The sequence below is a fragment of the Roseomonas sp. AR75 genome, from assembly GCF_005222815.1.
GTDB lineage: Bacteria > Pseudomonadota > Alphaproteobacteria > Acetobacterales > Acetobacteraceae > Falsiroseomonas.
The window spans coordinates 68,760-95,149 of record NZ_STGB01000004.1 but is presented as its reverse complement, the minus strand read 5'-3'; the positions used below and the strand labels follow the sequence as shown (position 1 = coordinate 95,149).

The window sequence follows — 26,390 nt, the reverse complement described above, 5'->3', positions numbered from 1 at the left end:
GACCAGCCAGGCGATGACGCAGCCCGGCAGCAGCCTGCTCGCGGCCGAGATCGTGCTGCGCCTGTTCGGCGCCTTCTATGCGGTGGGCAGCGTCGCCGGGCTGCGCAAGGCCGCGATGTGGGCGCTGATGGACCGCATGATCGCGGCGATCGGCGCCCCCGATCCACGCGAGACCCGCGCGGCGATGCGCCGCACCGCCTGGCTGTCGGCGAATCTGGTGCTGGTGGGCGGCGGCGGGATCGCGCTGGCGCTGCTGCTGGCGCCGGCCGCGCCGCTGTTCCTGCTCGGCGCCGCCTTGCAGGCGCTCTATCTCGGCGTGCTCGCGCCGCGCTTCCTCGATCCCTGGGACGCGCCGGACGAACAGGGCCGCGCCGCCACGCGCCGCGCCTTCTGGCTGCATCTCGGCGTCACCGCGGTGGTGCTGGCCGCGTGGTGGCGCGGGCTGCTGCTGCCGGTGGCGGAGGCGGGCTGGCCGTCGCTGGGGCTGGCTGCCGGCTTTGGGCTGGCGCTCGGCGGCTTCGCGCTGCGGCAATGGCGCGCGGCGCGGCCGCTGCCCGGCCATGGCGCGACCAGCTTCGAGGGCGCGCCGCGGAAGACGGGGCTGCTGCTGATGCCAAGCTGGCGCGACGGCGCGCTGTTCGACGCGACAACGCTCGCGCCGCTGCCGGAGTGGGAAAGCGACGCGCTGCTCAGCCGCGAGGAGTTCCGTGCCACGGAAGCCTGGCTCGCCCTGTTCGCGGAACTGGCCGATCCCGACGATCCCTGGCGCTGCGCGCTGCGCGCACCCGCGGATGCGGCGCGGCTGGAAGCGGCGGGCCGCCCGATCCTCGACTCGCTGCGGACAAGGCTGGGGGCGGAGGCCGTGGACTTCGCGCCGCTGCCGCGACGGCGGGCGCCGGAGCGCATGGCGCGGCGCGTGCGCGTTGCCTCGGTCCTAGGCGAATGGCCCTTATGGTCCCTGGACGAGGATCCGGAGATGCCGCGGCCGATCGACCCGAACCGCTTCGGCCTCTCCTGGAGCCTTGCGCAGGCGCTGCTCGACTGGGATTCCGAATTGCAGAACGCGGTGGAGTGGGACTCGGAAGACCGCCTGCCGCCCTGGTCGCCCGCGGAGCGGGAGGCGCATGCCGCGGCAGGGTTGCGCCTTGCGCAAAGGCTGGTCGCGGAGCTCGCGGCGACCGGCCGCGGCGAGGTGGTGGTGACCGCCCTCGCCGCGGATGGATCGGAAGTGACCGTCGCGCCGTAGGCGCGTCAGTCCCCCGCCGCGACGCGGGCCGCCGCGCGGTTCTCGTTGGCGGCTTCGCGCGGCACCGTCTTCTCGATCCGCTCGAAGGTCGCCAGCGCCTGACCCACCACCTGGTCCATGTTGTAGTAGCGATAAGTCGCCAGCCGCCCGACGAACCAGGTGTCGCGCTCGGCATCGGCCAGCGCCTCGTAGCGCTTGTAGAGCGCGGCGTTCTCCGGGCGCGGGATCGGGTAGTACGGGTCGCCATCGGCGCTCGGGAACTCGTAGGTGACGCTGGTCTTCGGATGCACCTGGCCCGTCATCCACTTGTATTCGGAGACGCGGGTGAAGGGCGTCGCTTCCCCCGGGTGGTTCACCGTGCCGGTCGGCAGAGCCCATTCCCGGTCCAGCGTCTCGTGCCGGAAGCGCAGGCTGCGATAGGGCAGCTTGCCGAAGCGGAAGCCGAAATACTCGTCCACCGGACCCGTCCAGACCAGGCGGCGGAAGGAGAAGCGCTTGCGCGCCTCCGACCAGTCCATGCCGGTCCGCACCGTGATCAGCGGATGGTCCAGCATGCGCCGGAACATCGCCGTGTAGCCTTCCGCCGGCATCGCCTGGAAGCGGTCGGTGAAGTAGCGGTCGTCGCGGTTGGTGCGCGTCGGCACGCGCGCCGTCACGGACTTGTCCAGCTCGCTCGGGTCAAGCGCCCACTGCTTGCGCGTGTAGCCGCGGAAGAACAGCTCGTAGAGCTCGCGCCCGACCTTGCCGACCACGACATCCTCGCTGGTGCGGACCTGCTGCATCGGCTCGGCGCGCGCTTCCAGCCAGCCCTCGACCTCCTCCTCCGTCAGCGACAGGCCGTAGAGGCGGTTGATGGTGTCGAGGTTGATGGGGATCGGCACCTGAACATCCTCGCCAGTCGTCGGGCTGCGCACCTGCGCCAGCACGCGGTGCTCGTAGGGTCGCCAGGCGGTGAACTGCGAAAGGTGCGAAAAGATCTGCTCGCTGTTGGTGTGGAAGATGTGCGGGCCGTAGCGATGGATCAGCACGCCCGCCGCATCGAGGTGGTCATAGGCATTGCCGCCGATGTGGTCGCGCCGGTCCACCACCAGCACGCGCTCGCCGCGCTGCGTGGCGATGCGCTCCGCCAGGACCGAGCCGGCGAAACCCGCGCCGACGATGAGCCAGTCAAACATGGGCGGCCTCCACCGGGCGCAGCACGCGTTTCACGCGCTGCAGCAGCCCGCCTTCGCGCGGGCGATTGTCCTGAACGGAATGCAGGAGGCCGGCCATCTGGTCCCAGGTCCGGTCCCAGGAGCCGGCGGCAAGGCGCGTGTCCACGCGCTTCAGCCAGGTCTCCTTCGGGCGGTCCAGCAGCAGCGCGAGCTTGCCCGCCATCTCCGGCGCATCCGCCGCGATCTCGACCAGCCCGGAATCGCCGTAGTCGCGCACCACGTCGGTGACGGGCGTCGAGACCAGCGGCAGGCCTGCGGCGAGGAATTCCGGCGTCTTGGTCGGGCTGATGAAGCGCGTGCTCTCGTTCAGCGCGAAGGGCATGAAGCCCAGGTCCCAATGCGCCAGGTGCTCCGGCAGGTCGGCATAGTCGCAGGGACCGAGCCAATGCAGGTTCGGCGCCTGCGGCAACGAGGCCGGGTCGATCTTCACCACCGGCCCGATCATGCAGAACGACCAGTCGGGCCGCAGCGCCGCCATCGCGGCGACGAGCCCGAGGTCCATCCGCTCATCCACCACGCCGAAGAAGCCGATGCGCGGATGCGCGATGCCGCGCAGCGCCTCCGGCTCCGCCACGCTCTCCCGCGCGCGGCCGAAATGCGCCGCGTCGATCGAGGAGGGGAAGCAATGCACCGATGTGTGCCGGTCGCGCTTCGCCTCGTACAGGCTCCGCCCGCCGGTGAAGACGAGGTCGGCGCGCGCCAGCAGGCGGCTCTCCATCTCCAGCATCTCCGGCGGCGCGCCGCGGAAGGCGGACAGCTCGTCCATGCAGTCATAGACGACGGCGTCGGCCGGAAGGTCGCCCGCCACCGGCATGAACATCGGCGAATAGAACCAGGTGACCAGCGGGCGGCCCTTGATCGCGGCGCGTTCCTGCGCCAGCAGCGCGCGCTGCGCGGCGACGGAGTCCGCCGGCGCCAGGCCGCGCGGCAGCACCGGCCGCAGCACCGTCACGCCCGCCTGGCGCGGCATCCGCTCGAGGCGGGGTTCCGCGACGTCGCCCTCGACCGGCTCCTCGAAGAACAGCACCTCATGCGTGGCGGCGGCGCGCGTCATCAGCTGCTGCGGGCGCTGGAACACGAAGTCCCACCGCAGATGCGACAGGACGAGCAGAACGCTCCGCGGGTCGTCGCCGCGGTGTGGACAAGGCGGAGCCCCGTTCATTCCCCTACTCCCAAAAGATCAGGTGGGCCGGCATCCGGGGCACGGCAAAGCCTGCCGCGCGGCGAGGTCACCGCCGCTGCCCGGGAACGCCTGGACGTCCTGGATATCGCGGAAACGCGCGGTGTCGCGGCGCGGTTCCGGGCCGACGTATACGCTGGCGGGACAGCAGACCCGCGCCGGCTCAACCCGGCGGCACGAGGACCTTGTCGCGGTAGTTGCAGAAGGCGATGGCGGGGCAACGCCAGCATTCCGGCATGCGCGCCTTGCACACGTACCGCCCGTGCAGGATCAGCCAGTGATGCGCGTCCCGCAGCAGCTCCGGCGGGCATTTGCGCACCAGCGCATCCTCCACGTCGCGCGGCGTCCTGCCCGGCGCCAGGCCGGTGCGGTTGCCGAGCCGGAAGATGTGCGTGTCCACCGCCATGGTGTCCTGCCCGAAGGCGACGTTGAGCACCACATTGGCGGTCTTGCGGCCGACGCCCGGCAGCGCCTCCAGCGCCGCGCGATCGTTCGGCACCTGACCGCCATGCCGCTCGATCAGCATGCGGGCGAGTGCCGCGACGTTGCGCGCCTTGCCCTGCCACAGGCCGATGCGGCGGATATGCGGGCCGATCCCCGCCTCGCCGAGCGCGGCCATGGCCTCCGGCGACGGCGCGGCCTCGAACAGGGTGGCGGTCGCCTTGTTGACGGAAGCATCAGTGGCCTGCGCGGAGAGCACGACGGCGACCAGCAGGGTGAAGGGGTCGCGGTAGTGCAACTCCGTCTCCGGCGCCGGGTTCGCGGTGGCAAGCGCGCGCAGGAAGGCGCCGGCCTGGGTCGCGTTCATGGCGCGGGCGCGGCGCGGGGCGGTGGCACTGCCATGCAGCGGCGTGGCGGCGGAGGATTTCGGGCGGGGCATGGCGTCGGGGATCTGGCGTCCTGGCGTCTGATCAGCGGGCGCGGAATCGCCCTGGCGTTGAATCAGCCGCTTATTCGAAGGCTGCAGCGTGATCCACGAAAGCGGATCAGGCTGTAGGATGGGCGACGATGGCAGGGTCGGGAAAGGTGGTGTTGTTCGAGGCGGTCAGCCGCCCCCCGGGCGGACTCTCGGCGCGCGGCATGCGCTGGTTCCTCGGCCTGGCGGCCGCGGCGGCGATGGTGCCTGCCGTGCTGTTCGCCGTGCTGGGCGCCTGGCCCGTGCTGGGCTTCCTGGGTGGCGAGTTCCTGCTGGTGTTCGGCCTGGTGGCGCTGCACCGGCATTGGAGCCAGGCAGCAGTGGAGACCATCCTGCTGACCGAGGACGGGCTGCTGGTGCGCCGGCGGGATCGCCGCGGCGCCGCGGAGGAGACGCGGCTTGAGCCCTATTGGGCGCGGCTTGACATGGAGGAGCGCGCCGGCGCCGTGCCGGTGCTGCGCGCCTCCGCCCGTGGAAGAAGCGTGGAGATCGGCCGCTTCCTCGCGCCGGAGGCGAAGCAGGAGCTGGCGGATGCGCTGGATGCGGCGCTGCGCAGCTACCGCACGCCCCGCTTCGACAATCCCCAGCTCAGGGAGTGAAGCGGGGCGCCGGGGCTATTCGGTCGGCGCCAGGCTCTTGATCAGGTCGAAGACGCGCTTGCGCACCGAAGGATCGGTGATGCGGTAATAGGCCCGCACCAGCTCCAGCGTCTCGCGCCGGTGCAGCGTGTCGTCCTCGAACCCGTCCTGGCTCTCCTGGAAGCCCGTGAAGCGGCGGTTCTTCTCGCCGCCCATCTCGGGCGGCATGTCGTCGAAGAAGAAGCCGATCGGCACGTCCAGCACACGGGACAGGTCGAACAGGCGGCTTGCGCCGATCCGGTTCACCCCGCGCTCATACTTCTGTACCTGTTGGAAGGTCAGCCCGAGCGCCTCGCCCAGCTTCTCCTGGCTCATCCCGAGCAGGGTCCGCCGCAGCCGCACCCTGCTGCCAACATGCACGTCAATGGGACTCGGCCGGTGCTCCCGCTCCGACCGCTCCACGACGTCGTCACCCGCCATGGCCACGTCTCCGAAACTCATCGCCCCCATCATCCCATCTGGCCGTGGGTTGACCATCCTGGCCTGGGCACTGCGCCAACCGGACCGTGTCGCGAGAACGCCGTCCGCCCGGGGATGACGAGTAGGCCATCTTCCATGTTTTGTCAACTGTTTTGAGAAATCTCAATTTGTGATCGCAACCAGCGGCTGCACACGGTCCGCCAGACGAGTCATCGCCGCGTGAGGCGGCTCTCGTTCATCGCGCCAAACCCCGCCAGAATACAGAAAACACCCACCAGTGCCATTGGAATGATCAATCCCCACTGCGCAAAGGGTGTGGCGGCCAGGGCGCGCGGCAAGGGGGCGACGACCACGCCGGTTTGGGCAAGGCCCATGCTTGCAACCGTCCGCCCGCGGGCGTCAAGGACGGCTGACACCCCCGTCTGCGCCGCCCGGAGCAGGGGCAGCGCTTCCTCGACCGCGCGCAGACGGGCCGCCGCGAGGTGCTGCCAGGGACCCGCCGAGACGCCGAACCAGGCGTCGTTGGTGATGTTCACCAGGAAGCCGGGCCGCTGCGCGGGCGTGACGGCGCCGGGGAAGATCACCTCGTAGCAGACTAGCCCCGTGAAGCTCGGCAGGCCCGGCAGCGCCACCGCCCGCAGCCCGCCGCCGGAGCTGAAATCCATCGCGCCATGCACGATGCGCACCGGCAGCAGGCCGCGCAGCGGCATGTATTCGCCGAACGGCACCAGATGCGTCTTGTCCACCGCATCCAGCACCTGCCCGGCCTGGTCGAGCACGACCAGGCTGTTCCACAGGCGCGTCGGCCTGCCCTCCGGGCCGAATTCCGCGCGCACCGTGCCGGCGAGCAGCAGCGCTTCCGGCGGCAGCGGCTGGGCCGCGAGACGCGCGGCCTCCCGGTCGGTGGCGAGCAGGAAGGGGCTTGCCGTCTCCGGCCAGATCGCCAGCACCCTTGTCTCCGGTGCTTCCCGCTGTGCCAGCTCGACGCCCTCCCGCGTCAGCTCGATGTAGCGGCGGAAGATCGGCCAGCGCGTCTCCGCCTGCCATTTCAGGTCCTGCGCGACATTGCCCTGCACCAGCACCACGGTGACCGGATGCGGCTCGGGCTCGGCGGGCCAGAGGCGGATCAGGCCGATGGCGCCGAACCCCGCCAGCATGGCGGCGCCCGCGAGCCAGCCGCGCCGGCCCAGCAGCGGCAGCAGGCAGAGCAGGGCGGTGGCCAGGCTCAGCCCATGCACCCCGATCCAGGCCGCCGCCTGGATCGGCAGCGCGGCGAAGGTCCAGACCGTGCCGAGCAGGTTCCAGGGAAAGCCCGTGAACAGCACGCCGCGCAGCATCTCCGCCGCCGTCCAGGCGGCGGCGAAGGCCAGCAGCCGCGGCCAGCCTGGCCGCGCCAGCCGGGCGCCGAGCGCGGGCAGGATGGTGAAGGCGCCGAGCGGCAAGGCCAGTGCCGGCACGGCGATCGGCACGAGCCACCAATAGCGGTCGGCCTCGGTCAGGATGGCGTTGGTCAGCCAGTGCAGCCCGGCGACATGGAAGCCCCAGCCCCACACCAGCCCGATCCAGGCCGCCCTCCGCCAGCCTGGTGCCTCGGTCGCCATCACGAACAGGCCGGGCAGGGTGAGCAGCAGCACCGGCACCAGATGCACCGGCGGCAGCGCCAGCGCCGAGGCCGCGCCGAGCGCGAAGGCCATCGCCAGCGCCCGCCAGAACCCCGGCCCCGCCAGGTGCCGCGTCAGCCGCGTGCGCCCGGCGGCAGGGAGGCGCTGCAGACGGCTCATCCGGGCCTCATGCGGCAGGGCTCAACGCAGATCGGCGCGCAGAGCGCACTGCGACGCCGGCCGGCGCCCGGCGCCTGAGGGCACCAACGTCCCGGCGCGCACCGCGCGCCAAGGCCGCGGATGCGGCCCGCCGGCTGTCCGGCGAGCCAAGGCGGCGGAGCCGCCGCCGCACGCCGGAGGCGTGCCTTCGCACGACGCGCCTGAGGGCACCAATGTCCCGGCGCGCGCCGCGCGCCGAGGCCGCGAATGCGGCCCGCCGGCTGTCCGGCGAGCCAAGGCGGCGGAGCCGCCGCCCGGCGCCTGAGGGCACCGCGTTACGCGGTGCCGACCTGCTGCGCCTGGCCGCGGCGGCTCTGCCACAGGGCGACGAAGTCGATCGGGTTCAGCATCACCGGCGGGAAGCCGCCGTCGCGCGTCACGTCGGCCAGGATGTTGCGCGCGAAGGGGAAGAGCAGGCGCGGGCACTCGACCAGCAGCACGGGCTCCACATGCTCCTGCGGCACGTTCAGGGTGAAGACCCCGCAATAGACCAGCTCCGCGATGAAGCAGGAGGTCTCCTGGATCTTCGCATCGGCGCGGATCTGCAGCGACACCTCGAAGATGTTCGGCTGCTGCCCGGGCACCGGCCGCGCCTGGACGTCGAGCGAGAGGTCCACGCGGGGCTGCTCGCGCAGGCTCAGGAAGATCTCCGGCGCGCCCGGCACCTCGAAGGAAAGGTCCTTGGTGTACTGGATGTTGAGCTGCAGCGGCGGCGCCGGCTGGCCGTTGGGGATGGGCGAGGAAGGGGCGTCCGACATGAGGCTGTTCCGCTCGGCGACGTGGCGGCGTCCGGCTAGCACGCCCGCGCCGCGCCGGCCAGCGCACGACCCTGCGCGGTCAAGCGGGTTCTGCTTGAACCGCAGCCCCGCATTGCGGTTCCATGGGTGCACACGACCCGTGGGAGCCGCGCATGCGCCGCAGGACCCTGATTGCCGCGGCCGGTGCCGCGGCCCTTGCCCAGCAGCCCCGCACGGGCCGGGCGGAGGAACCCGTCGATGTCGCGCTGGTGCTGGCCGTCGATGTCAGCCGCTCCGTGGACGAGGACGAGGCGCGGCTGCAACGGGAGGGCTACCGCGCCGCCATCACCGACCCGCGCGTGGTGGAGGCGATCCGTGGCGGCATGCTCGGCGCCATCGCGGTGTCCTATGTCGAATGGGCCGGCATCGAGTTCCAGCGCCTCGTGATCCCCTGGAAGCGGATCGGCAGCCAGATGGATGCCGATGTCTGGGCAACCGCGCTGGCGGAGGCGCCGCGCAGTTCGCTGTCCTGGACCTCGGTCTCCGGCGCGATCGACTTCTCCCGCGGCGTGCTGGCGGATTGCCCCTTCGAGGCGACGCGCAAGGTGATCGATGTCTCCGGCGACGGCGTGAACAACAGCGGCCCGCCGGCCGAGCAGGCACGCGACCGCGCGGTGGCGGAGGGCATCACCATCAATGGCCTGCCGATCCTCAACGACCGCCCCACCTTCGGCCGCCCGCCGCCCATGCCGCTCGACCAGTACTACCGGCAGAGCGTGATTGGCGGGCAGGGCGCCTTCCTGGTGCCGGCGGAGGATTTCGAGGCCTTCGGCAATGCCGTGCGGCGCAAGCTGATCCGGGAGATCGCCGGCTTCGGCGGCCCCGTGGTGGACCGCGCCTGACACCCGTCGGACGACGGCGCGACCGGCGGCCAGCGATCGCTGGCCGAGGCCGCGAATGCGGCCCGCGCCGAGTGGCGCGAAGCCAAGCGAAGCGCCGGCGATTGAGGGACGAAGGTGAAACCTTCGTCCGCCTGATATGACCGCGCTGCTGCGGCTCTGGCGGGGCGAGTTGCCGCTGGCGGAGGCGTTCTGGACCTGGGCGGTAACCGTCGGGCTGGTGGTGAACGTCACCACCTCCATCGGCTTCATGGTGCTGGTGATGCGCGACCAGCCGCTGGCGGCGCTGTTCGTCGGCTATGTGCTGTCTGTGCCGTACAACATCCTTGCCGCGGTCGGCGTGTGGCGGTCGGCGGATCGCTACGGCGGCCCGCCGCGCCTGGCGCAGGCGGCAAAGGTTGCGACGGCGATCGGGATGACGCTGCTGAGCCTTACGTGACCGCGCCTATTCCGCTGGCAGGCGCAGGTAGCGGTCCTCCAGGGCGCGCCAGGTGGCGTTGTCGAACAGCGACCACAGCTCGCCATGGCTGTACATGCGCGAGGCCATGGCATTGCTGCTGCCGGTTTCCTTGAGGCTCGCCAGCATCTCCATCCCCGCCTTGGCAAAGAGCCGCGTCAGCGCGTTGGGATAGATCGCCAGGCGGAAGCCGAGCGCCTGCAGCTGCTCCGCCGGCAGGATCGGCGTCTTGCCGCCTTCCACCATGTTCGCCAGCAGCGGCACGCCGGGGAAGGCGCGGCCGACCTGTTCCAGCTCCGCCTCGCTCTGCGGGCTTTCCACGAAGATCACGTCGGCGCCGGCGTCGCGATAGGCCTTGGCGCGCGCGATGGCGGCGTCCAGCCCCTCGCCGGCGCGGGCGTCGGTGCGGGCGATGACGACGAAGTCGGGATCGCGGCGGGTCTCGATGGCGGCGCGGATGCGCATGACCATCGTCTCCACCGGCGCGATGACGCGGCCGGGTTCATGGCCGCATTTCTTCGGCCATTCCTGGTCCTCGATCTGGATCGCCGAGACGCCGGCGCGTTCGTATTCGCGCACGGTGCGGATCACGTTGATCGGCCCGCCATAGCCGGTGTCGCCATCGGCGATGACGGGGATGGAGACCACGTCGCAGATGCGCCGCACGCGATCCAGCATCTCCGCGAAGGATACCGCGCCGAGGTCCGGCGCGCCCATCGTGCTGATCGAGACGCCCGCGCCGGTGACGTAGAGCGCCGGAAACCCGCTGGCTTCCACCAGCCGCGCGCCCAGGCAGTCGAACGCCCCAGGCGCCAGGAACAGTTTCTGGTCGTTCAGCAGGTCGCGCAGCCTGCGGTGGCGCCCTGGCGCATCCGCCATCCCGATCGGCAGCTTCGGTGCATTGTCCATGCGGATGTCCTCGAATGGGGGCCAGGGGCCTCAGGCCCCTGTCGGGAGGGGTTCGGGGAGGGCCCGAGGCCCTCCCCGTGTCTCATCGCCGCGGCAGGAACCCCACGATATCCCGCGCCTTCGCGACGATCGGCTCCGCGATCGCTTCGGCCTGTTCCGCGCCGAGATGCAGTGCCGCGTCCAGCGCGCCCTGGTCTTCCAGCAGGTGCTTCAGTTCCTTCTGGATCGGCGCCAGGTGGTCCACCAGCGCCTCCGTCAGCGTGTTCTTGAACTGCCCGAAGCCCTGCCCGCCATGCTCGCGCAGCACATTCTCCGGCAGGGTGTTCGTGATCGCGGCCAGGATGCCCACCAGGTTGCGCGCTTCCGGCCGGCCTTCCAGCCCCGCCAGGTGGTCCGGCAGCGGCTCCGGGTCGGTCTTGGCGCGCTTGATCTTCTGCGCGATCAGGTCGGCGTCGTCGTTGAGGTTGATGCGCGACTGGTCGGAGGGATCCGACTTCGACATCTTCTTCGTCCCGTCGCGCAGCGACATCACCCGCGCCGCCACGCCCTGGATCAGCGGGTCGATGTTCGGGAAGAAGTCCACGCCGTAGTCGTGATTGAACTTCTGGGCGATGTCGTTCGCCAGCTCCAGGTGCTGCTTCTGGTCCTCGCCCACCGGCACCTTCGTCGCGTGATAGGCGTGGATGTCGGCCGCCATCAGGTTGGGATAGACGTAGAGCCCCGCGGACGCCGCCTCCCGGTCCTTGCCAGCCTTGTCCTTGAACTGCGTCATGCGGTTCAGCCAGCCCAGCCGCGCGACGCAGTTGAAGATCCAGGCGAGCTCCGCATGGGCGCGCACATGGGATTGCACGAACAGCACGCAGCGCTTCGGGTCGAGCCCGCAGGCGATCAGCGTCGCCGCCATCTCCCGCGTCTGCCGGCGGAGGTCGGCGGGGTCCTGCCATTGCGTGATGGCGTGCAGGTCCACCACGCAATAGATCGCCTGGTGCGTCTCCTGCAGCGGCACCCAGTTGCGGATGGCGCCGAGATAGTTGCCGAGGGTCGGCACGCCGGAAGGCTGGATGCCGGAGAAGACGCGGTTGTTCGTCGGAGCCATGGGGGACGCTTTGCTCTGGTGAGTGGCGTTGGTGTCGTGCGGGGCGATGCCCCGCGTCAAGCAGGCGCAGGATAGTCCCGATGCCCGAAGATCGCCGTGCCGACGCGCACCAGCGTGGCGCCCTCGGCGATGGCGATCTCGAAATCGGCGCTCATGCCCATGGAGAGCGTGGCGAGCCCGTACTTCGCGGCGAGATTCGCCAGGAAGGCGAAATGCGGGCGCGGGTCGCCTTCCGCCGGCGGAATGCACATCAGCCCCGAGATCGTCAGCCCGTGCTCGTCGCGGCAGGCGCGGATGAAGGAATCGGCCTCGGCGCGGGGCACGCCGGCCTTCTGCGGCTCGTCGCCGGTGTTGACCTGCACCAGCAGCCCGGGCGCGCGGCCTTCCTTCTTCATGGCGTCGGCCAAGGCGGCGGCCAGCTTCGGGCGGTCCAGGCTCGCGATCACGTCGGCCACGCGCACGGCGTCGCGCGCCTTGTTGGTCTGCAGCGCCCCGATCAGGTGCAGGCGCAGCGCCGGGTGGTCGGCGCGGAGCGGGGGGAATTTCTGCTGCGCCTCCTGCACGCGGTTCTCGCCGAACACCGTCTGCCCGGCGGCCAGCGCCGCGACCACTGCCTCGGCCGGGTGGGTCTTGGAGACGGCGACGAGGCCGACGCCGGCGGGGTCGCGGTTGGCGCGCGCGCAGGCCTCGGCGATCCTGGCGCGGATGGCGGCGAGGTTGCGGGCGATGTCGGTCATGGGGACGATCCGGGCATGGGCGGCCGGACGCTAGAGCACGTTCCGATCGACAGGAAGAAGTCGATCGGAAGGTCGTGCTCTGGAAAACATGATTCCAGAGCAGCTTATGCCCGTTCGGCGGAACCGCGGAGCGGTTCCACTCGAACGGGCGCTGCTCTGGAAGGGTGGTCGCGCCGGCTCAAGCCGGCGGCGGGGCGCGGCGGGCGGGCCGTGCCGCGGCTCTGGCTGCTGTCCGACCCCCTGCGCCTGCCCGATCCCTGCGCCGCGGCGGCAAGGCTGCCGCGCGGGGCGGCGGTGCTGGCGCGCGGCGCGGCGCCTGCGGTGCTGGCGCGGCTGGCGCTTCTCTGCCGGCGGCGCGGGCTTCTTCTTCTGGTTGGCGGGGAAGGACGGGCGGCGCTGGCGCTGCGGGCCGGGCTGCATGTTCCGGACCGGGCGGGGTCGCGCGGCCTGCTGCCTGTCCTGATCGCCCGGCGGGCCGGGATGCCCTGGGCGCTGCTTACGGTCGCGGTGCATGGCCGGGCGGGGATCGCGCGCGCGCGGCGGCTGCGCGCGGATTGCGCGCTGCTCTCGCCGGCCTTTCCCACCGCGAGCCATCCCGGCGCGCCGGCGCTCGGCCCGCTGCGCTGGGCCGCGCTGGCCGCGCGCCTGCCCTGCCCGGCCGTGGCGCTGGGTGGCCTCTCGGCGGCCACGGCAGGACGGCTGCCGCGCGGCGGCCGGGGGCGGGCTGTCGGCCTGGCCGCGATCGGGGCGCTGGGCCATGTGTGATCCGGGCGCAATCCAGGTTGTGGCGGAGATGCCACAGTGTTTCGCGTAAGTCGCGATGGCGTCCCAACTCCAATGGACGTTGGCCAGCCCACGCGACAATAGTGCCGACGGGCCTGACCGCGAGCGGAGTGATTCCGAGCGCGGCACCTGTCGAGGGGGGCAGGCGGGCCGGAGCATGCCGGGGGCGACCCGGTTCAGGAGGAGGTTTACGGAATGCGCAAGATTCTGCTGGGCACCACGGCGGTGGTCGGCGCTGCGCTGTTCGGGGCGGTGGACGCCCAGGCACAGCAGCAGTTCCAAACGCCGGGTCAGGCGGTCGGCGAGCAGATCCAGGCTCGTCCCTTGATGCCGGCTCAGATCGGCCGGCCGTCCAATGCGCCGCACGCGCTGCAGGTCCGCCTCGGCGGCTACTTCGTGTTCGAGGCGAACTACCAGACCGACGATCTCGACCGCGCCTCGGGCCTGCGCCCGCAGGGCGTCGGCGGCATCGGCCGCGTCGCGCGCCAGCGGACCGACTTCAAGAACGAGGTCGAGCTGACCGTCGATATCAGCGGCAAGGCGGCCAACGGCATGTCCTACGGTGGTATCGTCGAGATCCAGAACGACGGCACCGGCGGCACCATCTTCGACGTGGACGAGGCGTACACCTTCGTGTCGTCGCCGACCCTCGGCACGCTGCGCTTCGGTGAGGAAGACAGCGCTGCGAGCCTGCTGCAGGTGCGCGCCCCGGCCATCCTCGGCATGGGCCTGGACGGCGACTGGGATGACGGCCTGCTCAGCAGCAGCGCTTTCACGGGCGGCGGTCCTTCGCTGCTCACCGGCATCAACGACGGCAACGACTCCACGAAGATCGTCTACCTCTCGCCGCAGTTCTTCGGCTTCGACTTCGGCGTCAGCTTCTCGCCGAACCGGAACGAGGGCGACCGCATCATCGGCGGCCGCGCGGTGGACAGCATCTCCGTCACCGCGGGCTCGGCGCTCGCGCCGACGCCGGTGCAGCGCGACGGCACGGGCCTGACGAACGAGATCTCGGCGGCGATCCGCTACCGCGGCTCGTTCCAGAATGTCGGCGTGGCCGCCGGCTTCGGCGCGCAGTTCGCCGACTCGCCGGGCGTGAACACCAACGGCACGCCGATCACCAACCAGGCCAAGAACGTCTCGACCTACACGGTCGGTGCGCAGGTCTCCGCCTACGGCTTCACCTTCGGCGGTGAGTACACCTGGGGCAACTACCTCGGGAACCCGGCGACCGGTGCGCTGCCGCAGGGCCGCGACATGTCCTCGCATTACGGCTTCGGCCTGACCTATGTGATGGGCGCCTGGTCGTTCGGCGGCTTCTACGGCGTCGCCTCGCAGAGCAACGGCCCGGGCGTCTCGTCCCGCGAGCAGACCATCTGGGGCATCGGCACGGCCTACACCATCGCGCCGGGCCTCGAAGTGTTCGCGAGCTACAACCAGCTGCGCGACAACGACGTGAACATCTCTCTGCCCGCGGTGACGATCAGCGGCACGACCTATCCGGCCGGCACGCTGCAGAACCGCGACGCCGAGGTTCTCATGATCGGCACGCGCCTGGCCTTCTGATCCAGGCTTCGGTCTGAAACGGGGCGGGGCGGCGGGGGTGACCCGCCGCCCCGTTTCCATGTCCGGGGGGCCGCGTGGCTTCGGCCAGGGCCGGGCGGCGACTTCCAATAGCCTGCCAGCCGCGCTAGAGCGGAGCCCTTGCAGGGGAATGGGTGGTGCGCTTCTCCACAATGGGACCGGCAGGCATGGGTGAGCGATCTCTGGCGAAGACCGTGGCCCTCTGCGCCATGGCGGCGGCGTTGGTGCTCGCGGGCTGTTCCTCCGAGGATGGCAACTTCCGGGTGCCCGGCCAGGACGAATACAACAGCGGCCGCGGCCGGGACGGCGTGCGCGGCCGCCTCGGCGGCTCCGACGGCATCCTGCTCTTCGGCACCGACCGCGCGCAGCAGCGCAGCCAGGCCGCGGACTCCGGGGGCGCCGCCGGCATCGGCGTGAACGCCTTCCTCTGGCGCGCCACGCTCGACACCCTGTCCTTCATGCCGCTGACCTCCGCCGATCCCTTCGGCGGCGTCGTCATCACGGACTGGTATTCGCCGCCCGGCGCCGGCGCCGAACGTTTCCGCGCCACCGCCTACATCCTGGGACGCCAGCTTCGGTCGGACGGGGTGCGGATCGTGGTGTTCCGCCAGGAAGCCCGCGGCGGCGGCTGGGTGGACGCGCCGGTTTCGGCCGGCACCGCGACCGAGCTGGAAGACCAGGTGCTGGCGCGCGCTCGCGAATTGCGCGCGAACTCCACCGCCGCCTCGCGCTGAAACGCCCGGCGCCCTGGGGCGCCGTCACAGGGTGGAGGGCATCGGCAGGGTGCGGTCCACGGCGATGATGCCGCGGGTCTCGCTGGTCGGCTTGGCTGCGTCCAGCATCGGGGCAGCCGCGCGGCATGGTCGCGCTCGCCCAGCACCGGCTCGAAGACGTGACAGGTGCCGGTGCGCCGGGTGGTTGCGCGAATGCAAGATGTTGCCGAGCCTTTCCAGCGGGGCCGGTGGGTTCTATCCCTTGCCCCCGACCCTGCCGATTGCCGCGACACCATGAACGACGCCGCCACGCCGACCGCCAAAGAGCCAGCCCGCTACGACTTCGCCGCCGCCGAGCCGCGCTGGCAGGCGGAGTGGGACCGCCGCGCCTGCTTCGCCGTGCCCGACGTGCCGCCGCTCGGCGCGCGCAAATACTACGTGCTGGAGATGTTCCCCTACCCCTCCGGCAAGATCCACATGGGCCATGTGCGCAACTACACGCTGGGCGACGTGGTGGCGCGCTACAAGCGGGCGCGCGGGCATCTGGTGATGCACCCGATGGGCTGGGACGCCTTCGGCCTGCCGGCGGAGAACGCGGCGCGGGAGCGTGGCGTGCATCCCGGCAAATGGACCTGGGACAACATCGCCAACATGCGCGCGGAGCTGCAGCGCATGGGCCTCTCGCTGGAATGGGCGCGCGAATTCGCCACCTGCGACGCCGCCTACTATGGCAAGCAGCAGAAGCTGTTCCTGGATTTCTGGAAGGCCGGCCTGGTCGAGCGGAAGGAGAGCTGGGTCAACTGGGACCCGGTGGACGGCACCGTGCTGGCGAACGAGCAGGTGATCGACGGCCGCGGCTGGCGCTCCGGCGCGCTGGTCGAGAAGAAGAAGCTCAGCCAGTGGTTCCTGAGCATCACGAAGTATGCGCCGGACCTGCTGGAGGCGCTGGACACGCTCGACCGCTGGCCGGAGCGGGTGAAGCTGATGCAGGCCAACTGGATCGGCCGCAGCGAAGGCGCGCGGGTGCGCTTCAAGCTTTTGCAGCCCGGCCGTCCTGATGATCCGAGGCCGCAGGCCGAGGGTCTGAATCAGGCCGGCGCGCCGCAGGCGCACGAAGAGGTCGAAGTGTTCACGACGCGGCCGGACACGCTGTTCGGCATGTCTTTCCTTGCCGTCGCCGCCGAGCACCCGCTGGCCGCGGCAGCGGCGGCGCGCGACGCGAACGCCGCGGAATTCGTGGCCGAATGCCGTCGGATGGGCACCTCCGAAGCCGCGATCGAGCAGGCCGAAAAACGCGGCTACGATACCGGCTTCCGCGTGGCGCATCCCTTCCTGCCGGGCGTCTCCTTCCCCGTCTGGATCGCCAACTTCGTGCTGATGGAATACGGCACCGGCGCCATCTTCGGCTGCCCCGGCCACGACCAGCGCGACATGGATTTCGCCCGCAAATACGGCCTGACCGTACTGCCGGTGGTGCTGCCGCCCGGCGAGGATCCTGCGACCTTCACGCTGGGCGACGTCGCCTACACGGACGACGGCAAGATCTTCAACTCGGACTTCCTGAACGGGCTCGACGTGCCGACGGCCAAGCGCCGCGTCATCGAGAAGCTGGAGGAAGGCGGACAGGGCGTCGGCGTGGTGAACTGGCGCCTGCGCGACTGGGGCATCTCCCGCCAGCGCTACTGGGGCTGCCCGATCCCGGTGATCCATTGCGATTCCTGCGGCGCCGTGCCGGTGCCGGAGGAGCAATTGCCGGTGGTGCTGCCGGAGGACGTGGATTTCTCGCGCCCCGGCAATCCGCTCGACCACCATCCCAGCTGGAAGCATGTCGCCTGCCCGTCCTGCGGCAAGCCGGCGGTGCGCGAGACGGACACCTGCGACACCTTCGTGGACAGCTCCTGGTATTTCGCGCGCTTCTGCTCGCCGCAGGCTGCGGAGCCGGTGACGCGCGCCGCCGTGGATGCCTGGCTGCCGGTGGACCAGTATATCGGCGGCATCGAGCACGCGATCCTGCACCTGCTCTACAGCCGCTTCTTCACCCGCGCGATGAAGGCAACCGGCCATCTGGAATGCGAGGAGCCCTTCGCGGGCCTCTTCACCCAGGGGATGGTGCAGCATGAAAGCTACAAGGGCGCCGATGGCCGCTGGCTCTACCCGGAGGAGGTGGAGATCAGCGCCAATGCGGACGGCACGCGCAGCGCCACGGTGAAGGGCTCGAACGAGCCCGCGGTGATCGGCCGCGTCGAGGCGATGTCGAAATCCAAGCGCAACACCGTGGACCCGGGCGCGATCATCGGGAAGTACGGCGCGGACACCGCACGCTGGTTCATCCTGTCCGACAATCCCCCCGAGCGGGACATGGAGTGGACGGAATCCGGCGTCGCCGGCGCCTTCCGCTTCACCCAGCGCATCTGGCGCCTGGCGACCAATGCCGCGCCGTCGCTGCCGCGGCCGGGCACCTCGGCGGAGGGCGTGACCGGCGCGGCGCGGAAGCTGCGCCAGGCGACGCACCGCACCATCGCCGCGGTGACCGAGGCGCTCGACGACTTCGCCTTCAACGTCGCCGTGGCGCGCATCCACGAATTCGCCAATGCCATCGCCGAGACGGAAGCCGCTGCCTCGGCCGAGGGCATGGGTGCCGCGCGGCGGGAAGCGCTGGAGACGCTGGCGCGACTGTCCGCCCCGATGATGCCGCACCTCGCCGAGGAGGTTTTTTCCGTCCTCTGCCCGCATGAGGGGAAGCTTGTCGCGGAGATGGGCTGGCCCGAGGCCGATCCCGACCTGCTGAAGGCCGAGACCGTCACCCTCGCCGTGCAGGTCCTGGGCAAGCTGCGCGCCACGATCGAGGTGGCGGTGGGTACGCCGGAGGCCGAGATCTTCGCGATGGCGGAGGCCGAGGAGAACGTGCAGCGTGCCATCGGCGGCAAGCCGGTCAGGAAGCGCATCCACGTGCCCGGGCGCGTGGTGAACCTGGTGGTGTGAGGCGATGCGGCGCGGTGGCGGCGAGACGGGCGGGAAGGCGGTGGCGGTCGCCAGGCGGGGCGTGCTCCGCGGCCTGGCGGCGCTTGCGCCCCTGGCGCTCGCAGCCTGCGGCTTCCGCCCGATCTACGGACCGGCGGCGGCAAACGAGCCGGCGATCGCGGATGAGCTTGCGGCGATCCGCGTGGGCCTGATCGCCGACCGCTTCGGCCAGGTGCTCCGCCGGACCCTGCAACAGCGCCTCGCCGCCGCCAGCGGCCATGCGACCAAGGCGGCCCGCTGGGATCTGGTGGTGACGCCGAGCTTTTCGGCCGAAGGGCTCGGCATCCAGCCAGATGGCGCGGCGACGCGCGTGCGCTACATCGCCACTGCCAACTGGACCCTGCTGCGCCTGACGCCGCGCGAGACGGTGGCGAACGGCTTCGAACGGGCGATCGACGCCTTCAACATCCAGCCAAGCCAGTATTTCGCCGCGGACATGAGCCGGGAGGCGATGGAGAGGCGGCTGGCGGAGGTGCTGGCGACCGAGGTGGTGCAGCGCGTCGCCCTGAATTTCCGGGGCCTGCAGGACGGCGTCGCGCCGCGGCTGATCGAGCCGGTGCCGCAGGCCGCGCCCTCCGACCCCAGCATCATCCGCCCGCCGGGGGCGATCATTCCCGGGCAGAGCCTGGGCGAGCAGGGCGGGCTGAGCGGCGGAATCGGGCCGGCTGGCGCCGTGCGATGAGGGCCGCCGCGGCGCCATCGGTCGGGCGCTGCGCGCGGCGGCGCTGAGGCGATGGCGAAGATCGAGCCGCGCCGGGCCGCATCGGTTCTCGGCGACCCCGCCGGCTTCCGGGCAGTGCTGCTGCATGGCGACGATCCGGGCCTCGTGCGTGAGCGCGCCGAGGCGCTGGTCCGCACCGTGCTCGGCGGCGCCATGGACGACCCCTTCCGCCTCGCCGAGCCGACGCGGGAGGAAGCGGCGAAGCCAGGCTTCCTGGCCGGTGAGGCCGCGGCACTCGCCATGACCGGCGGCCGCCGGGTCGTGCGGCTGCGCGATGCGACGGATGCGCATGCCGGCCCGCTGAAGGATGCGGTCGTCGCGCCCGGGGACGGTCTGATCGTGCTGGAAGGCGGGGTATTGCCCGCCCGCTCGAAACTCCGGACGCTGGCGGAAGCGGCGCCGGAGGTGGCGGTGATCGCCTGCTACCGGGAGCGGGGCGAGGAACTCGCCGGGACGCTCGGGCGGATGCTGCGCGAACAGGGCGTGCAGGCGGAGCCGGGGGCGCTGTCTTGGCTGGCCGGGCGGCTCGGTGACGACCGGATGCTGGCCCGGCGGGAGATGGAGAAGCTGGCCCTCTATGTCGGGCCCGGCGGCCGGGTCGATGAGGATGCCGCGCTGGCCTGCGCGGGCGAGGGCGCGGCGCTCGACCTGGAGGAGGCGCTGATGGCGGCGTCCGTGGGCGATGCCGCCACGGCAGACCGGACGCTGGCCTTGGTCTTTGCGGAGGGGGCGAGCCCCGTGGCTGTGTTGCGCGCGGCGTTGCGCCATGTGCAGCGCCTGCATGAGGTCGTGCTGGCGGGCGGCGATGCCGGGGTGCTCCGCCCGCCCGTCTTCTTCCGCCACAAGCCCGTCTTTGACCGCGCCGTGCGCCTGTGGTCGGCGCCGCAGCTCGAGGCGGTGGGCGCGGCGCTGCTGGAGGCGGAGAAGCGCACCAAGACCACGGCCTTCCGCGAGGCGGATGTCACGCTCGCCAGGGCGGCAGTGGCGATGCTGGCGCGCCAGGCGCGCCAGGCGGCGCGGTAGGGGTCGGCCGCGCCGCGGTCAGCGCCGACGACGACGCAATCCCGCGATGCCGAGGAGCCCGGCGCCCAGCAGGGCGACCGAGGCCGGCTCCGGCACGGTTGCGCCGGGGGCGCCGATCTGCAGCGTCACCGAATCGGCGTCCGCGCCGCTGCCCCAGGACCACACATAGCTGCCCGTCACCAGCGTGAGCGAATCCAGGGTCTGGCCGGAGAAGAACAGCGAAAAGGCGAGGTCCGCGCCCGAGACGTAGCCGGCGGGAAGGCCGATGAAGGGGAAGGTGAGACCGAAGGCATCGCCCGAGGAGGAGGTCGCGAACACCGGACCACCGATGGCCCCGAACTGGCCGGGTATTGAGGGATAGCCGTAGAAATCCACCGCGCCCCCGACGACGATTTGGCTGTTGCCTGGATCGATGGATGACACGCCGATGTCCGAGTCGACCTTCGTCAGGCCGGTGAGATTGACCGATCCGCTGCCGACGAAGGTGACGCCGGCAGCGTCCTCTGCAACCCTGATGAGCATGGCTGCCCCAGCCTCGGACGGCTGCAGTCCCAGGACCAGCAGCGTGGCGGTCGCCACGGCCCCTACGATCCTGCGCATGCCTGCGTGTCCCGCTGCTGCGTTGCCTGCCATCGAGCCGTCCTGGGTTTCGTAGCCACAGTCTTGGACCATTCCGTCGCGCCTCGGCAACAGTCCTGCTGCGCCCGGGCGTGTCTGGCCGGATCGCCGGCACCGCCTGTCCGTGACGCGCAGCCCGGCTCAGCCGCCCCCGAGCAGCCGCACCAGCCCGTCGAGCTGGTCGAGGTCGCCGTAGCGGATGACGACCTCGCCCCCCTTCCCCTGCTGCTTCACCGTCACCCGAAGACCCAGGCGTTCCGTCAGGTCGCGCTCCAGAGCGGCGGTGTCCGCATCGCGCTTCGGGCGATTCGTGGCGGGATCGCGCGGCCGGTTCTCGGCGGCGGCGAGGGCCTCGGCCTGGCGGACGTTCAGGCTGCGGGCGACGATCTGCGCGGCGAGGCGGCCGGGGTCCTTGGTGCCGACCAGCGCGCGCGCGTGCCCTGCGGAGAGCACGCCGTTGCCGACGAGATCGCGCACGGTGCCGGGGAGGGTGAGCAGACGGAGCGTGTTGGCGACATGGCTGCGGCTTTTCCCCACGGCCTGGCCGAGCGCGTCCTGGGTCAGGCCGAACTCGTCGATCAGGCGACGATAACCCTCGGCTTCCTCGATCGCATTGAGGTCCTGGCGCTGGAGGTTCTCGACCAGGCCGACGGCCATCGCCTCGCGGTCGCCGAGGTCTCGCACCAGGACCGGCACTTCGTGAAGCTGGGCGGCCTGCGCGGCGCGCCAGCGGCGCTCACCGCCGATGATCTGGTAGCGGCCATCCTGGCCGGGCTTGGCGCGGGCAAGGATGGGCTGGAGGACGCCGTGCTCGCGGATGGAATCCGCCAGTTCCTCAAGGCTCGCCTTGTCCATGCCGCCGCGCGGCTGGAAGGGGCCGGGTTCGAGCGCCTCGACGGGCAGGGTGCGGAGCGCGGCGCCGTCCTGGCTGGAAGGCGCGTCGGGGATCAGGGCCGAGAGGCCGCGACCGAGGCGCGATGGTGGGGGCTTGCGGGTGGTGCTGCTCATCAGGGGCGGCGGCGCGAGCGCTCCCTTTTCAGGAATTCGGCGGCAAGCCGGAGATGCGCCTGGGCGCCGGGTGAGCGGAAATCGTAGAGCAGGACGGGCAGGCCGTGGGAAGGGGACTCGCTGATCCGCACGTTGCGTGGAATCACCGTCTCGAACACCTTTTCCTTGAAGAAGCTCCGGACATCCGCCGCAACGAGTTCCGAAAGATTGTTACGTCGGTCCACCATGGTCAGCACGATCCCTTCGAGTTGAAGGCGCGGGTTGAGAGCACGGCGCACTCGGTCGATGGTCCGCGTGATCTGGCTGATGCCTTCCAAAGCAAAGAATTCCGTCTGCAGCGGGACGATGACGCCATCAGCGGCGACCAGGGCGTTCAAGGTCAGCAGCCCAAGGGAGGGGGGGCAGTCCAGGAACACGAAATCATAGGAGGCGAGCGTCCGCGCATCCGCTGCGAGCGCGGTGGCGAGACGACGTTCCCGGCCGTCGAAGGTGACGAGCTCGACCTCGGCACCCGCGAGATCCGGGTCCGCGGGGAGGATGGACAGGTTGGGGACGGCTGTCGGCCGGACCAGCTCCTGCAGCGGCCTGCCCGCGACCAGCAGGGCATAGGATCCGGCGGTGCGGTTCTCCCTGCTGATGCCCAGCCCGGTGGAGGCATTGCCCTGCGGATCGAGGTCCAGCACCAGCACCTTGTGTTCGGCGGCCAGGGCCGTGGCGAGGTTGATGGCCGTGGTGGTCTTGCCGACGCCGCCCTTCTGGTTGGCGAAGGCGAGCACGCGCGGCGGCCCGCGGTCAGGCGTCGGGTCCGGCACGTCGGATCTGGCTCAGGCGGAGGATGGTGGCCTCGGGGTCGGTGCGGCTCGGGAAGCGCTCGGCTCGGACTGTCCAGCGGCGTTCGGCATCGGTCAACTCGGCCGCGGCCGTTCGCCCCTTCGGGAAGAGCGCGACACCGCCCGGGGCGAGCAGACGCTCGGCATGCTCGAGCAGGGTGTCGAGCGGAGCCAGCGCGCGGGCTGTGACGGCGAGCAGCGGCGGCGGCCGTGCAGCCTCGATGCGCGTCGGGTGCAGCGTGACATGGTGGAGGTCGAGCCGGGCTGCCGCCTCGGTCAGGAAGGCGCATTTGCGCCGGTCCGATTCGATCAGGTGGACCGGCCGGGTCAGCGCCATGGCCAGGACCAGGCCCGGGAAGCCGCCGCCGCTGCCGAGATCGCCGATCGGCTCGTCGCCTTCGGGAAGCAGCGGCAGCAGTTGCAGCGAGTCGTCGACATGCCGGTGGCGGATCGCATCCGCGTCGCGATCCGCCACCAGGTTGATGCGGGCGTTCCACCGCAGAAGCAGGTCCAGGAAGCGATCGAGCCGATCCTGGAGCAGCCCAGGCGCAACCTGGCCAGGCCCGGCTGCTTCACGTGAAACGCTCACTGCACCGCCTCGCGCCGGAGATGAACGGCGAGGGCCGCGATGGCAGCGGGCGTGATGCCGGCAATGCGCGTTGCAGAGCCTAGCGTTGTCGGCCGGGCGACGGCCAGTCTCTGCTGCATCTCCCGCGAGAGTCCAGGGATCAGCGCAAAATCAAGCTCTTCGGGGATACGCAGCCGGTCTTGCTTCTCGATCAGCCGGCGTTCCGCTTCCTGTCGGCGGAGATAGGGCGCGTAAAGCGCCTCTGCCTCGAGCTGGGCAAGAACCGTCGCGGAGAGCTCGCGGAGCCAGGGGAACCGGAGGCTGACGTCGTGGATGCTGATGCCCGGCATGGCCAGGAGTTCGAGCAGGGTGCGGCGACGCCCATCGGCGGGTGCCGCCACACCGAGCGCCGCGAATTCCCCAGGCGTGGCGCCTTCCATGCGCGCTCTTTCGCAGGCGGCCGAGACTTCGCTCGCAAAGCTGGCATGGCGGGCGGCGCGAAGGCTGCCGACGCAGCCCCAGGCCACGCCACGGTCGGTCAGACGCAGGCCGGCATTGTCCGCGCGCAGGGAAAGCCGGTGCTCGGCGCGCGCCGTCAGCATCCGGTATGGCTCGGAAACACCATGGAGAACGAGGTCATCGACAAGCACGCCGATATACGCCTCGGCCCGCCCCAGCACGCGATCCGGCCGCCTGCCCGAGGCGCGCTGCGCGGCATTCAGCCCGGCCATCAAACCCTGCGCCGCAGCCTCCTCGTAGCCGGTCGTGCCGTTTATCTGCCCGGCCAGGAACAGGCGCGGCACCGCGCGGACTTCCAGCGTGGCGTACAGGGCACGCGGGTCGACATAGTCATACTCGATGGCGTAGCCCGGACGAAGGATGCGTGCCTGCTCCAGGCCGGGGATGCTGGCGATCACCGCCGCCTGGACCTCTTCCGGCAGGCTGGTCGATATGCCGTTCGGGTAGACGGTCAGGTCGTCCAACCCCTCCGGTTCCAGGAATACTTGGTGCCGCTCCCGATCGGCGAACCGGACGACCTTGTCCTCGATGGACGGGCAGTAGCGCGGACCGACACCCTGGATCCGCCCGGCATGCACGGCGGTGCGGTGCAGGTTGTCTCTAATCAGGGCATGCGTGGCAGGTGTCGTGTAGGTGATCCGGCATTCCACCTGCGGGTTGGTGATCCGGTCGGTCAGCCACGACATCGCTTCCGGCGGCGTGTCGCCGGGCTGCGCCTCCAGGCCATCCCAGTCGATGGTGCGGCGGTCAAGGCGCGGCGGCGTGCCCGTCTTCAGACGCGCGAGGGGCAGGCGCAGGCGCTCCAAGGCAAGCGCCAAGCCGATGGCAGGCTGGTCGTCGCGCCGCCCGGCAGGAACCCGCGTTTCGCCGATATGGATCTCGCCACGCAGGAAGGTGCCGGTGGTGAGGACCAGGGCTCCGCACGCAATGCGGCGGCCTGACGCCGTTCGGACTGCAGCGAGTCCGCCCGCAGCATCGAGTTCCATGTCCTCCGCGGCATCAGCCGCCAGGCTCAGTCCTGCCGTCTGCCGCAACAGGCGCTGCATCGCCTGACGGTACAGGCCACGATCTGCCTGCACGCGCGGACCGCGCACCGCGGGGCCCTTGCTGCGGTTCAGCAGCTTCCCATGAATGGCGGCGGCGTCGGCAGCGCAACCCATCAGCCCGTCGAGAGCATCGATCTCGCGGACCAGATGCCCCTTCCCGACCCCCCCGATCGCCGGATTGCAGGACATCTCACCAATCCGGTCGAGGCGATGCGTCAGCAGCAGCGTGCGCGCGCCGCACCGGGCCGCAGCCGCAGCCGCCTCGCAGCCCGCATGGCCGCCGCCGACCACCACGACATCATAGGCATCGCCATCCATGCGGCGCGGTATAGGCCAGCTACTTGCCGATGCAGAAGTCACTGAAGACGATGTCGAGCACATCCTCCACTTCGACGCGCCCCGTCACGCGGCCGAGAGCGCGCACCGTGCCGCGATACGCTTCCGCGGCGAGTTCCGGCTGATGCGCAGACCGGGCCTCCATGAGCAGCCCATAGGCTTCAATGAGCGCGGCACGATGCCGTGCGCGGGTGATCACCGGGCCATCCACCGCGCCGGCCCGTTGCGCTGCCTGCCGGGCCAATTCCGCCTTCAGTTCATCCACGCCGATATCCAGACGCACGCTCGTTCGCAGAAGGGGCCTATCCCCGAGCGTGGCCGGGGGATCGGCAAGATCGCATTTGGTCGCGACGAGGAGCGCCGCGGGATGCGTCCCGACCAGCGCCAGGGTCGCGGCATCTGGTTCAGCGTCGGTCGCAAAGGCGGCCAGGATCATGTCCGCCTCGTCAGCGCGCGCGCTGGCCCGGCGGACCCCCTCTCGCTCGATATCGTCCGTCGTGGTTCTGAGACCGGCCGTGTCCGCGAGCGTGACGGGCACTCCGGCCAGGAGGAGCCGGCACTCCACCACGTCCCGTGTCGTGCCGGCCTGGGCTGACACGATGGCCGCTTCCCGGCCTGCGAGCGCGTTGAGCAGGGAGGACTTCCCTGCATTCGGCGCCCCGATGATGGCAACGGAGATCCCGTCACGCAGCTTCTCTCCGCGGCGGCCATCCGCAAGGTGCCGCGCGATTTCGTCAGCCAGTTCGGCGGCCATGACGCGCGCAGCGCTGTCCAGTTCGGTCGGCAGGTCGTCCATGGCGAACTCGATGGCCGCCTCCTGATGCGCAAGCATTCGGCTCGCACGGGCCGTCCAGTCGCCATACAGCCGGGCAAGTGCACCGTCTGCCTGGCGCAGCGCCTGGCGCCGCTGGGCGCTTGTCTCGGCCGCTATCAGGTCGGCGGTCGCCTCTGCCTGCGTCAGGTCCAGCTTGCCGTGGAGGAAGGCGCGGCGGGTGAACTCGCCGCCTTCGGCAGGCCGGCATCCGAGCCTCACCAGCGCCAACGCGATGTCCGCATGGACGGCCGCACCTCCGTGGATGTGCAGCTCAGCGGAATCCTCGCCAGTGTAGCTCGCCGGGCCTGGAAACCAGAGCACGAGGGCTGTGTCGAGTGTGTCTCCGGCGTCGGGGCAGCGAAGACGGCGCAGGCTTGCATAACGGGGCGGCGGGAGCGGCCCGGCAAGCCGCTGCAGCACGTGCCGCGTCGATGGCCCTGACAGCCGGATCACGGCGACGGCCGCGATGCCAGCACCGGACGCGCGCGCGAAGATCGTATCGCTGAGTTCGCTCATGCCGGGCCGGCCGGAGTAACG

General features: G+C 70.9%; 25 protein-coding genes. 10 read left to right on the top strand and 15 right to left on the bottom strand.

The window, feature by feature from the left end; genetic code table 11:
• Positions 1–13 precede the first annotated feature (13 nt).
• On the top strand, positions 14–1,246 hold the full coding sequence (locus tag E4T13_RS14340) for a hypothetical protein (RefSeq protein ID WP_137178996.1): 1,233 nt from the start codon (positions 14–16) through the stop codon (positions 1,244–1,246).
• 5 nt (positions 1,247–1,251) lie between these two features.
• Here E4T13_RS14340 and glf read toward each other — a convergent pair whose 3' ends face one another.
• The 3 genes from glf to nth form a co-directional block, all read right to left on the bottom strand.
• A complete protein-coding gene (glf, locus tag E4T13_RS14335; protein ID WP_137178995.1) occupies positions 1,252–2,421 on the bottom strand; it encodes a UDP-galactopyranose mutase in 1,170 nt (389 codons plus the stop codon).
• A complete protein-coding gene (locus E4T13_RS14330; RefSeq protein WP_137178994.1) occupies positions 2,414–3,622 on the bottom strand; it encodes a glycosyltransferase family 1 protein in 1,209 nt (402 codons plus the stop codon). The genes glf and E4T13_RS14330 overlap by 8 nt, the downstream gene beginning before the upstream one ends.
• A 181-nt stretch (positions 3,623–3,803) precedes the next feature.
• The gene (gene nth / locus E4T13_RS14325) at positions 3,804–4,448 is read right to left on the bottom strand and encodes an endonuclease III (RefSeq protein WP_137179965.1); all 645 of its coding nucleotides are present in this window, start codon (positions 4,446–4,448) and stop codon (positions 3,804–3,806) included.
• A gap of 200 nt (positions 4,449–4,648) precedes the next feature.
• Between nth and E4T13_RS14320 the strand changes: the two genes are divergently transcribed.
• A complete protein-coding gene (locus E4T13_RS14320; RefSeq protein ID WP_137178993.1) occupies positions 4,649–5,155 on the top strand; it encodes a DUF2244 domain-containing protein in 507 nt (168 codons plus the stop codon).
• A gap of 15 nt (positions 5,156–5,170) precedes the next feature.
• Here E4T13_RS14320 and E4T13_RS14315 read toward each other — a convergent pair whose 3' ends face one another.
• The 3 genes from E4T13_RS14315 to secB form a co-directional block, all read right to left on the bottom strand.
• Positions 5,171–5,614, bottom strand: coding sequence for a helix-turn-helix domain-containing protein (locus E4T13_RS14315; RefSeq protein WP_137179964.1), 444 nt, complete (start codon positions 5,612–5,614; stop codon positions 5,171–5,173).
• Between the two features lie 209 nt (positions 5,615–5,823).
• Complete coding sequence (gene lnt / locus E4T13_RS14310) at positions 5,824–7,395, bottom strand: apolipoprotein N-acyltransferase (protein ID WP_137178992.1); 1,572 nt, start codon at positions 7,393–7,395, stop codon at positions 5,824–5,826.
• A 314-nt stretch (positions 7,396–7,709) separates the two neighbouring features.
• Positions 7,710–8,192, bottom strand: a complete 483-nt coding sequence (gene secB, locus E4T13_RS14305; protein WP_137178991.1) for a protein-export chaperone SecB — start codon at positions 8,190–8,192, stop codon at positions 7,710–7,712.
• A gap of 152 nt (positions 8,193–8,344) precedes the next feature.
• On the opposite strand from secB, the gene E4T13_RS14300 reads away from it, so the two are divergent.
• Positions 8,345–9,073, top strand: a complete 729-nt coding sequence (locus E4T13_RS14300) for a DUF1194 domain-containing protein (protein WP_137178990.1) — start codon at positions 8,345–8,347, stop codon at positions 9,071–9,073.
• A 136-nt stretch (positions 9,074–9,209) separates the two neighbouring features.
• A complete protein-coding gene (locus E4T13_RS14295) occupies positions 9,210–9,509 on the top strand; it encodes a hypothetical protein (RefSeq protein ID WP_137178989.1) in 300 nt (99 codons plus the stop codon).
• A gap of 6 nt (positions 9,510–9,515) precedes the next feature.
• On the opposite strand, the gene E4T13_RS14290 is transcribed toward E4T13_RS14295, so the two are convergent.
• The 3 genes from E4T13_RS14290 to E4T13_RS14280 form a co-directional block, all read right to left on the bottom strand.
• A complete protein-coding gene (locus tag E4T13_RS14290; RefSeq protein ID WP_137178988.1) occupies positions 9,516–10,436 on the bottom strand; it encodes an oxaloacetate decarboxylase in 921 nt (306 codons plus the stop codon).
• A gap of 82 nt (positions 10,437–10,518) precedes the next feature.
• A complete protein-coding gene (gene trpS / locus E4T13_RS14285) occupies positions 10,519–11,532 on the bottom strand; it encodes a tryptophan--tRNA ligase (protein WP_137178987.1) in 1,014 nt (337 codons plus the stop codon).
• A gap of 56 nt (positions 11,533–11,588) precedes the next feature.
• Positions 11,589–12,269 (bottom strand): YggS family pyridoxal phosphate-dependent enzyme, encoded by a 681-nt coding sequence (locus tag E4T13_RS14280; protein WP_137178986.1) that lies wholly within the window; start codon positions 12,267–12,269, stop codon positions 11,589–11,591.
• Between the two features lie 210 nt (positions 12,270–12,479).
• On the opposite strand from E4T13_RS14280, the gene E4T13_RS14275 reads away from it, so the two are divergent.
• The 6 genes from E4T13_RS14275 (at position 12,480) to holA (ending at position 20,114) form a co-directional block, all read left to right on the top strand.
• Positions 12,480–13,034: a thiamine phosphate synthase gene (locus E4T13_RS14275; protein ID WP_240791140.1), complete on the top strand. Its 555-nt coding sequence runs from the start codon at positions 12,480–12,482 to the stop codon at positions 13,032–13,034.
• A gap of 213 nt (positions 13,035–13,247) precedes the next feature.
• The gene (locus tag E4T13_RS14270; protein ID WP_137178984.1) at positions 13,248–14,618 is read left to right on the top strand and encodes a porin; all 1,371 of its coding nucleotides are present in this window, start codon (positions 13,248–13,250) and stop codon (positions 14,616–14,618) included.
• A 185-nt stretch (positions 14,619–14,803) separates the two neighbouring features.
• The gene (locus E4T13_RS14265) at positions 14,804–15,370 is read left to right on the top strand and encodes a DUF3576 domain-containing protein (protein WP_240791139.1); all 567 of its coding nucleotides are present in this window, start codon (positions 14,804–14,806) and stop codon (positions 15,368–15,370) included.
• Positions 15,371–15,643: 273 nt separating this feature from the next.
• Positions 15,644–18,331 carry a leucine--tRNA ligase gene (leuS, locus tag E4T13_RS14260; RefSeq protein WP_137178983.1) on the top strand — a complete coding sequence of 896 codons (2,688 nt, stop codon included), beginning with the start codon at positions 15,644–15,646 and terminating at the stop codon, positions 18,329–18,331.
• A gap of 4 nt (positions 18,332–18,335) precedes the next feature.
• The gene (gene lptE, locus E4T13_RS14255; protein ID WP_137178982.1) at positions 18,336–19,052 is read left to right on the top strand and encodes an LPS assembly lipoprotein LptE; all 717 of its coding nucleotides are present in this window, start codon (positions 18,336–18,338) and stop codon (positions 19,050–19,052) included.
• A 51-nt stretch (positions 19,053–19,103) separates the two neighbouring features.
• Positions 19,104–20,114, top strand: coding sequence for a DNA polymerase III subunit delta (holA, locus tag E4T13_RS14250; protein ID WP_137178981.1), 1,011 nt, complete (start codon positions 19,104–19,106; stop codon positions 20,112–20,114).
• Between the two features lie 18 nt (positions 20,115–20,132).
• On the opposite strand, the gene E4T13_RS14245 is transcribed toward holA, so the two are convergent.
• From E4T13_RS14245 to mnmE, 6 genes are all read right to left on the bottom strand, one after another.
• A complete protein-coding gene (locus E4T13_RS14245; RefSeq protein WP_170985001.1) occupies positions 20,133–20,693 on the bottom strand; it encodes a PEP-CTERM sorting domain-containing protein in 561 nt (186 codons plus the stop codon).
• Positions 20,694–20,873: 180 nt separating this feature from the next.
• Positions 20,874–21,740, bottom strand: coding sequence for a ParB/RepB/Spo0J family partition protein (locus tag E4T13_RS14240; protein ID WP_137178979.1), 867 nt, complete (start codon positions 21,738–21,740; stop codon positions 20,874–20,876).
• On the bottom strand, positions 21,740–22,552 hold the full coding sequence (locus E4T13_RS14235) for a ParA family protein (RefSeq protein ID WP_137178978.1): 813 nt from the start codon (positions 22,550–22,552) through the stop codon (positions 21,740–21,742). The genes E4T13_RS14240 and E4T13_RS14235 overlap by 1 nt, the downstream gene beginning before the upstream one ends.
• Positions 22,533–23,159, bottom strand: coding sequence for a 16S rRNA (guanine(527)-N(7))-methyltransferase RsmG (gene rsmG / locus E4T13_RS14230; protein WP_137178977.1), 627 nt, complete (start codon positions 23,157–23,159; stop codon positions 22,533–22,535). The genes E4T13_RS14235 and rsmG overlap by 20 nt, the downstream gene beginning before the upstream one ends.
• The gene (gene mnmG, locus E4T13_RS14225) at positions 23,156–25,021 is read right to left on the bottom strand and encodes a tRNA uridine-5-carboxymethylaminomethyl(34) synthesis enzyme MnmG (protein ID WP_137178976.1); all 1,866 of its coding nucleotides are present in this window, start codon (positions 25,019–25,021) and stop codon (positions 23,156–23,158) included. The genes rsmG and mnmG overlap by 4 nt, the downstream gene beginning before the upstream one ends.
• A gap of 19 nt (positions 25,022–25,040) precedes the next feature.
• Positions 25,041–26,369, bottom strand: a complete 1,329-nt coding sequence (gene mnmE, locus E4T13_RS14220) for a tRNA uridine-5-carboxymethylaminomethyl(34) synthesis GTPase MnmE (protein ID WP_137178975.1) — start codon at positions 26,367–26,369, stop codon at positions 25,041–25,043.
• Positions 26,370–26,390 lie beyond the last annotated feature (21 nt).

Coding starts and splice junctions, on each gene's coding strand:
- E4T13_RS14340 (WP_137178996.1), top strand. CDS start 14: ATGACGCAGCCCGGCAGCAGCCTGCTCGCGGCCGAGATCGTGCTGCGC.
- glf (WP_137178995.1), bottom strand. CDS start 2,421: ATGTTTGACTGGCTCATCGTCGGCGCGGGTTTCGCCGGCTCGGTCCTG.
- E4T13_RS14330 (WP_137178994.1), bottom strand. CDS start 3,622: ATGAACGGGGCTCCGCCTTGTCCACACCGCGGCGACGACCCGCGGAGC.
- nth (WP_137179965.1), bottom strand. CDS start 4,448: ATGAACGCGACCCAGGCCGGCGCCTTCCTGCGCGCGCTTGCCACCGCG.
- E4T13_RS14320 (WP_137178993.1), top strand. CDS start 4,649: ATGGCAGGGTCGGGAAAGGTGGTGTTGTTCGAGGCGGTCAGCCGCCCC.
- E4T13_RS14315 (WP_137179964.1), bottom strand. CDS start 5,614: ATGGCGGGTGACGACGTCGTGGAGCGGTCGGAGCGGGAGCACCGGCCG.
- lnt (WP_137178992.1), bottom strand. CDS start 7,395: ATGAGCCGTCTGCAGCGCCTCCCTGCCGCCGGGCGCACGCGGCTGACG.
- secB (WP_137178991.1), bottom strand. CDS start 8,192: ATGTCGGACGCCCCTTCCTCGCCCATCCCCAACGGCCAGCCGGCGCCG.
- E4T13_RS14300 (WP_137178990.1), top strand. CDS start 8,345: ATGCGCCGCAGGACCCTGATTGCCGCGGCCGGTGCCGCGGCCCTTGCC.
- E4T13_RS14295 (WP_137178989.1), top strand. CDS start 9,210: ATGACCGCGCTGCTGCGGCTCTGGCGGGGCGAGTTGCCGCTGGCGGAG.
- E4T13_RS14290 (WP_137178988.1), bottom strand. CDS start 10,436: ATGGACAATGCACCGAAGCTGCCGATCGGGATGGCGGATGCGCCAGGG.
- trpS (WP_137178987.1), bottom strand. CDS start 11,532: ATGGCTCCGACGAACAACCGCGTCTTCTCCGGCATCCAGCCTTCCGGC.
- E4T13_RS14280 (WP_137178986.1), bottom strand. CDS start 12,269: ATGACCGACATCGCCCGCAACCTCGCCGCCATCCGCGCCAGGATCGCC.
- E4T13_RS14270 (WP_137178984.1), top strand. CDS start 13,248: ATGCGCAAGATTCTGCTGGGCACCACGGCGGTGGTCGGCGCTGCGCTG.
- E4T13_RS14265 (WP_240791139.1), top strand. CDS start 14,804: ATGGGTGAGCGATCTCTGGCGAAGACCGTGGCCCTCTGCGCCATGGCG.
- leuS (WP_137178983.1), top strand. CDS start 15,644: ATGAACGACGCCGCCACGCCGACCGCCAAAGAGCCAGCCCGCTACGAC.
- lptE (WP_137178982.1), top strand. CDS start 18,336: ATGCGGCGCGGTGGCGGCGAGACGGGCGGGAAGGCGGTGGCGGTCGCC.
- holA (WP_137178981.1), top strand. CDS start 19,104: ATGGCGAAGATCGAGCCGCGCCGGGCCGCATCGGTTCTCGGCGACCCC.
- E4T13_RS14240 (WP_137178979.1), bottom strand. CDS start 21,740: ATGAGCAGCACCACCCGCAAGCCCCCACCATCGCGCCTCGGTCGCGGC.
- mnmG (WP_137178976.1), bottom strand. CDS start 25,021: ATGGATGGCGATGCCTATGATGTCGTGGTGGTCGGCGGCGGCCATGCG.
- mnmE (WP_137178975.1), bottom strand. CDS start 26,369: ATGAGCGAACTCAGCGATACGATCTTCGCGCGCGCGTCCGGTGCTGGC.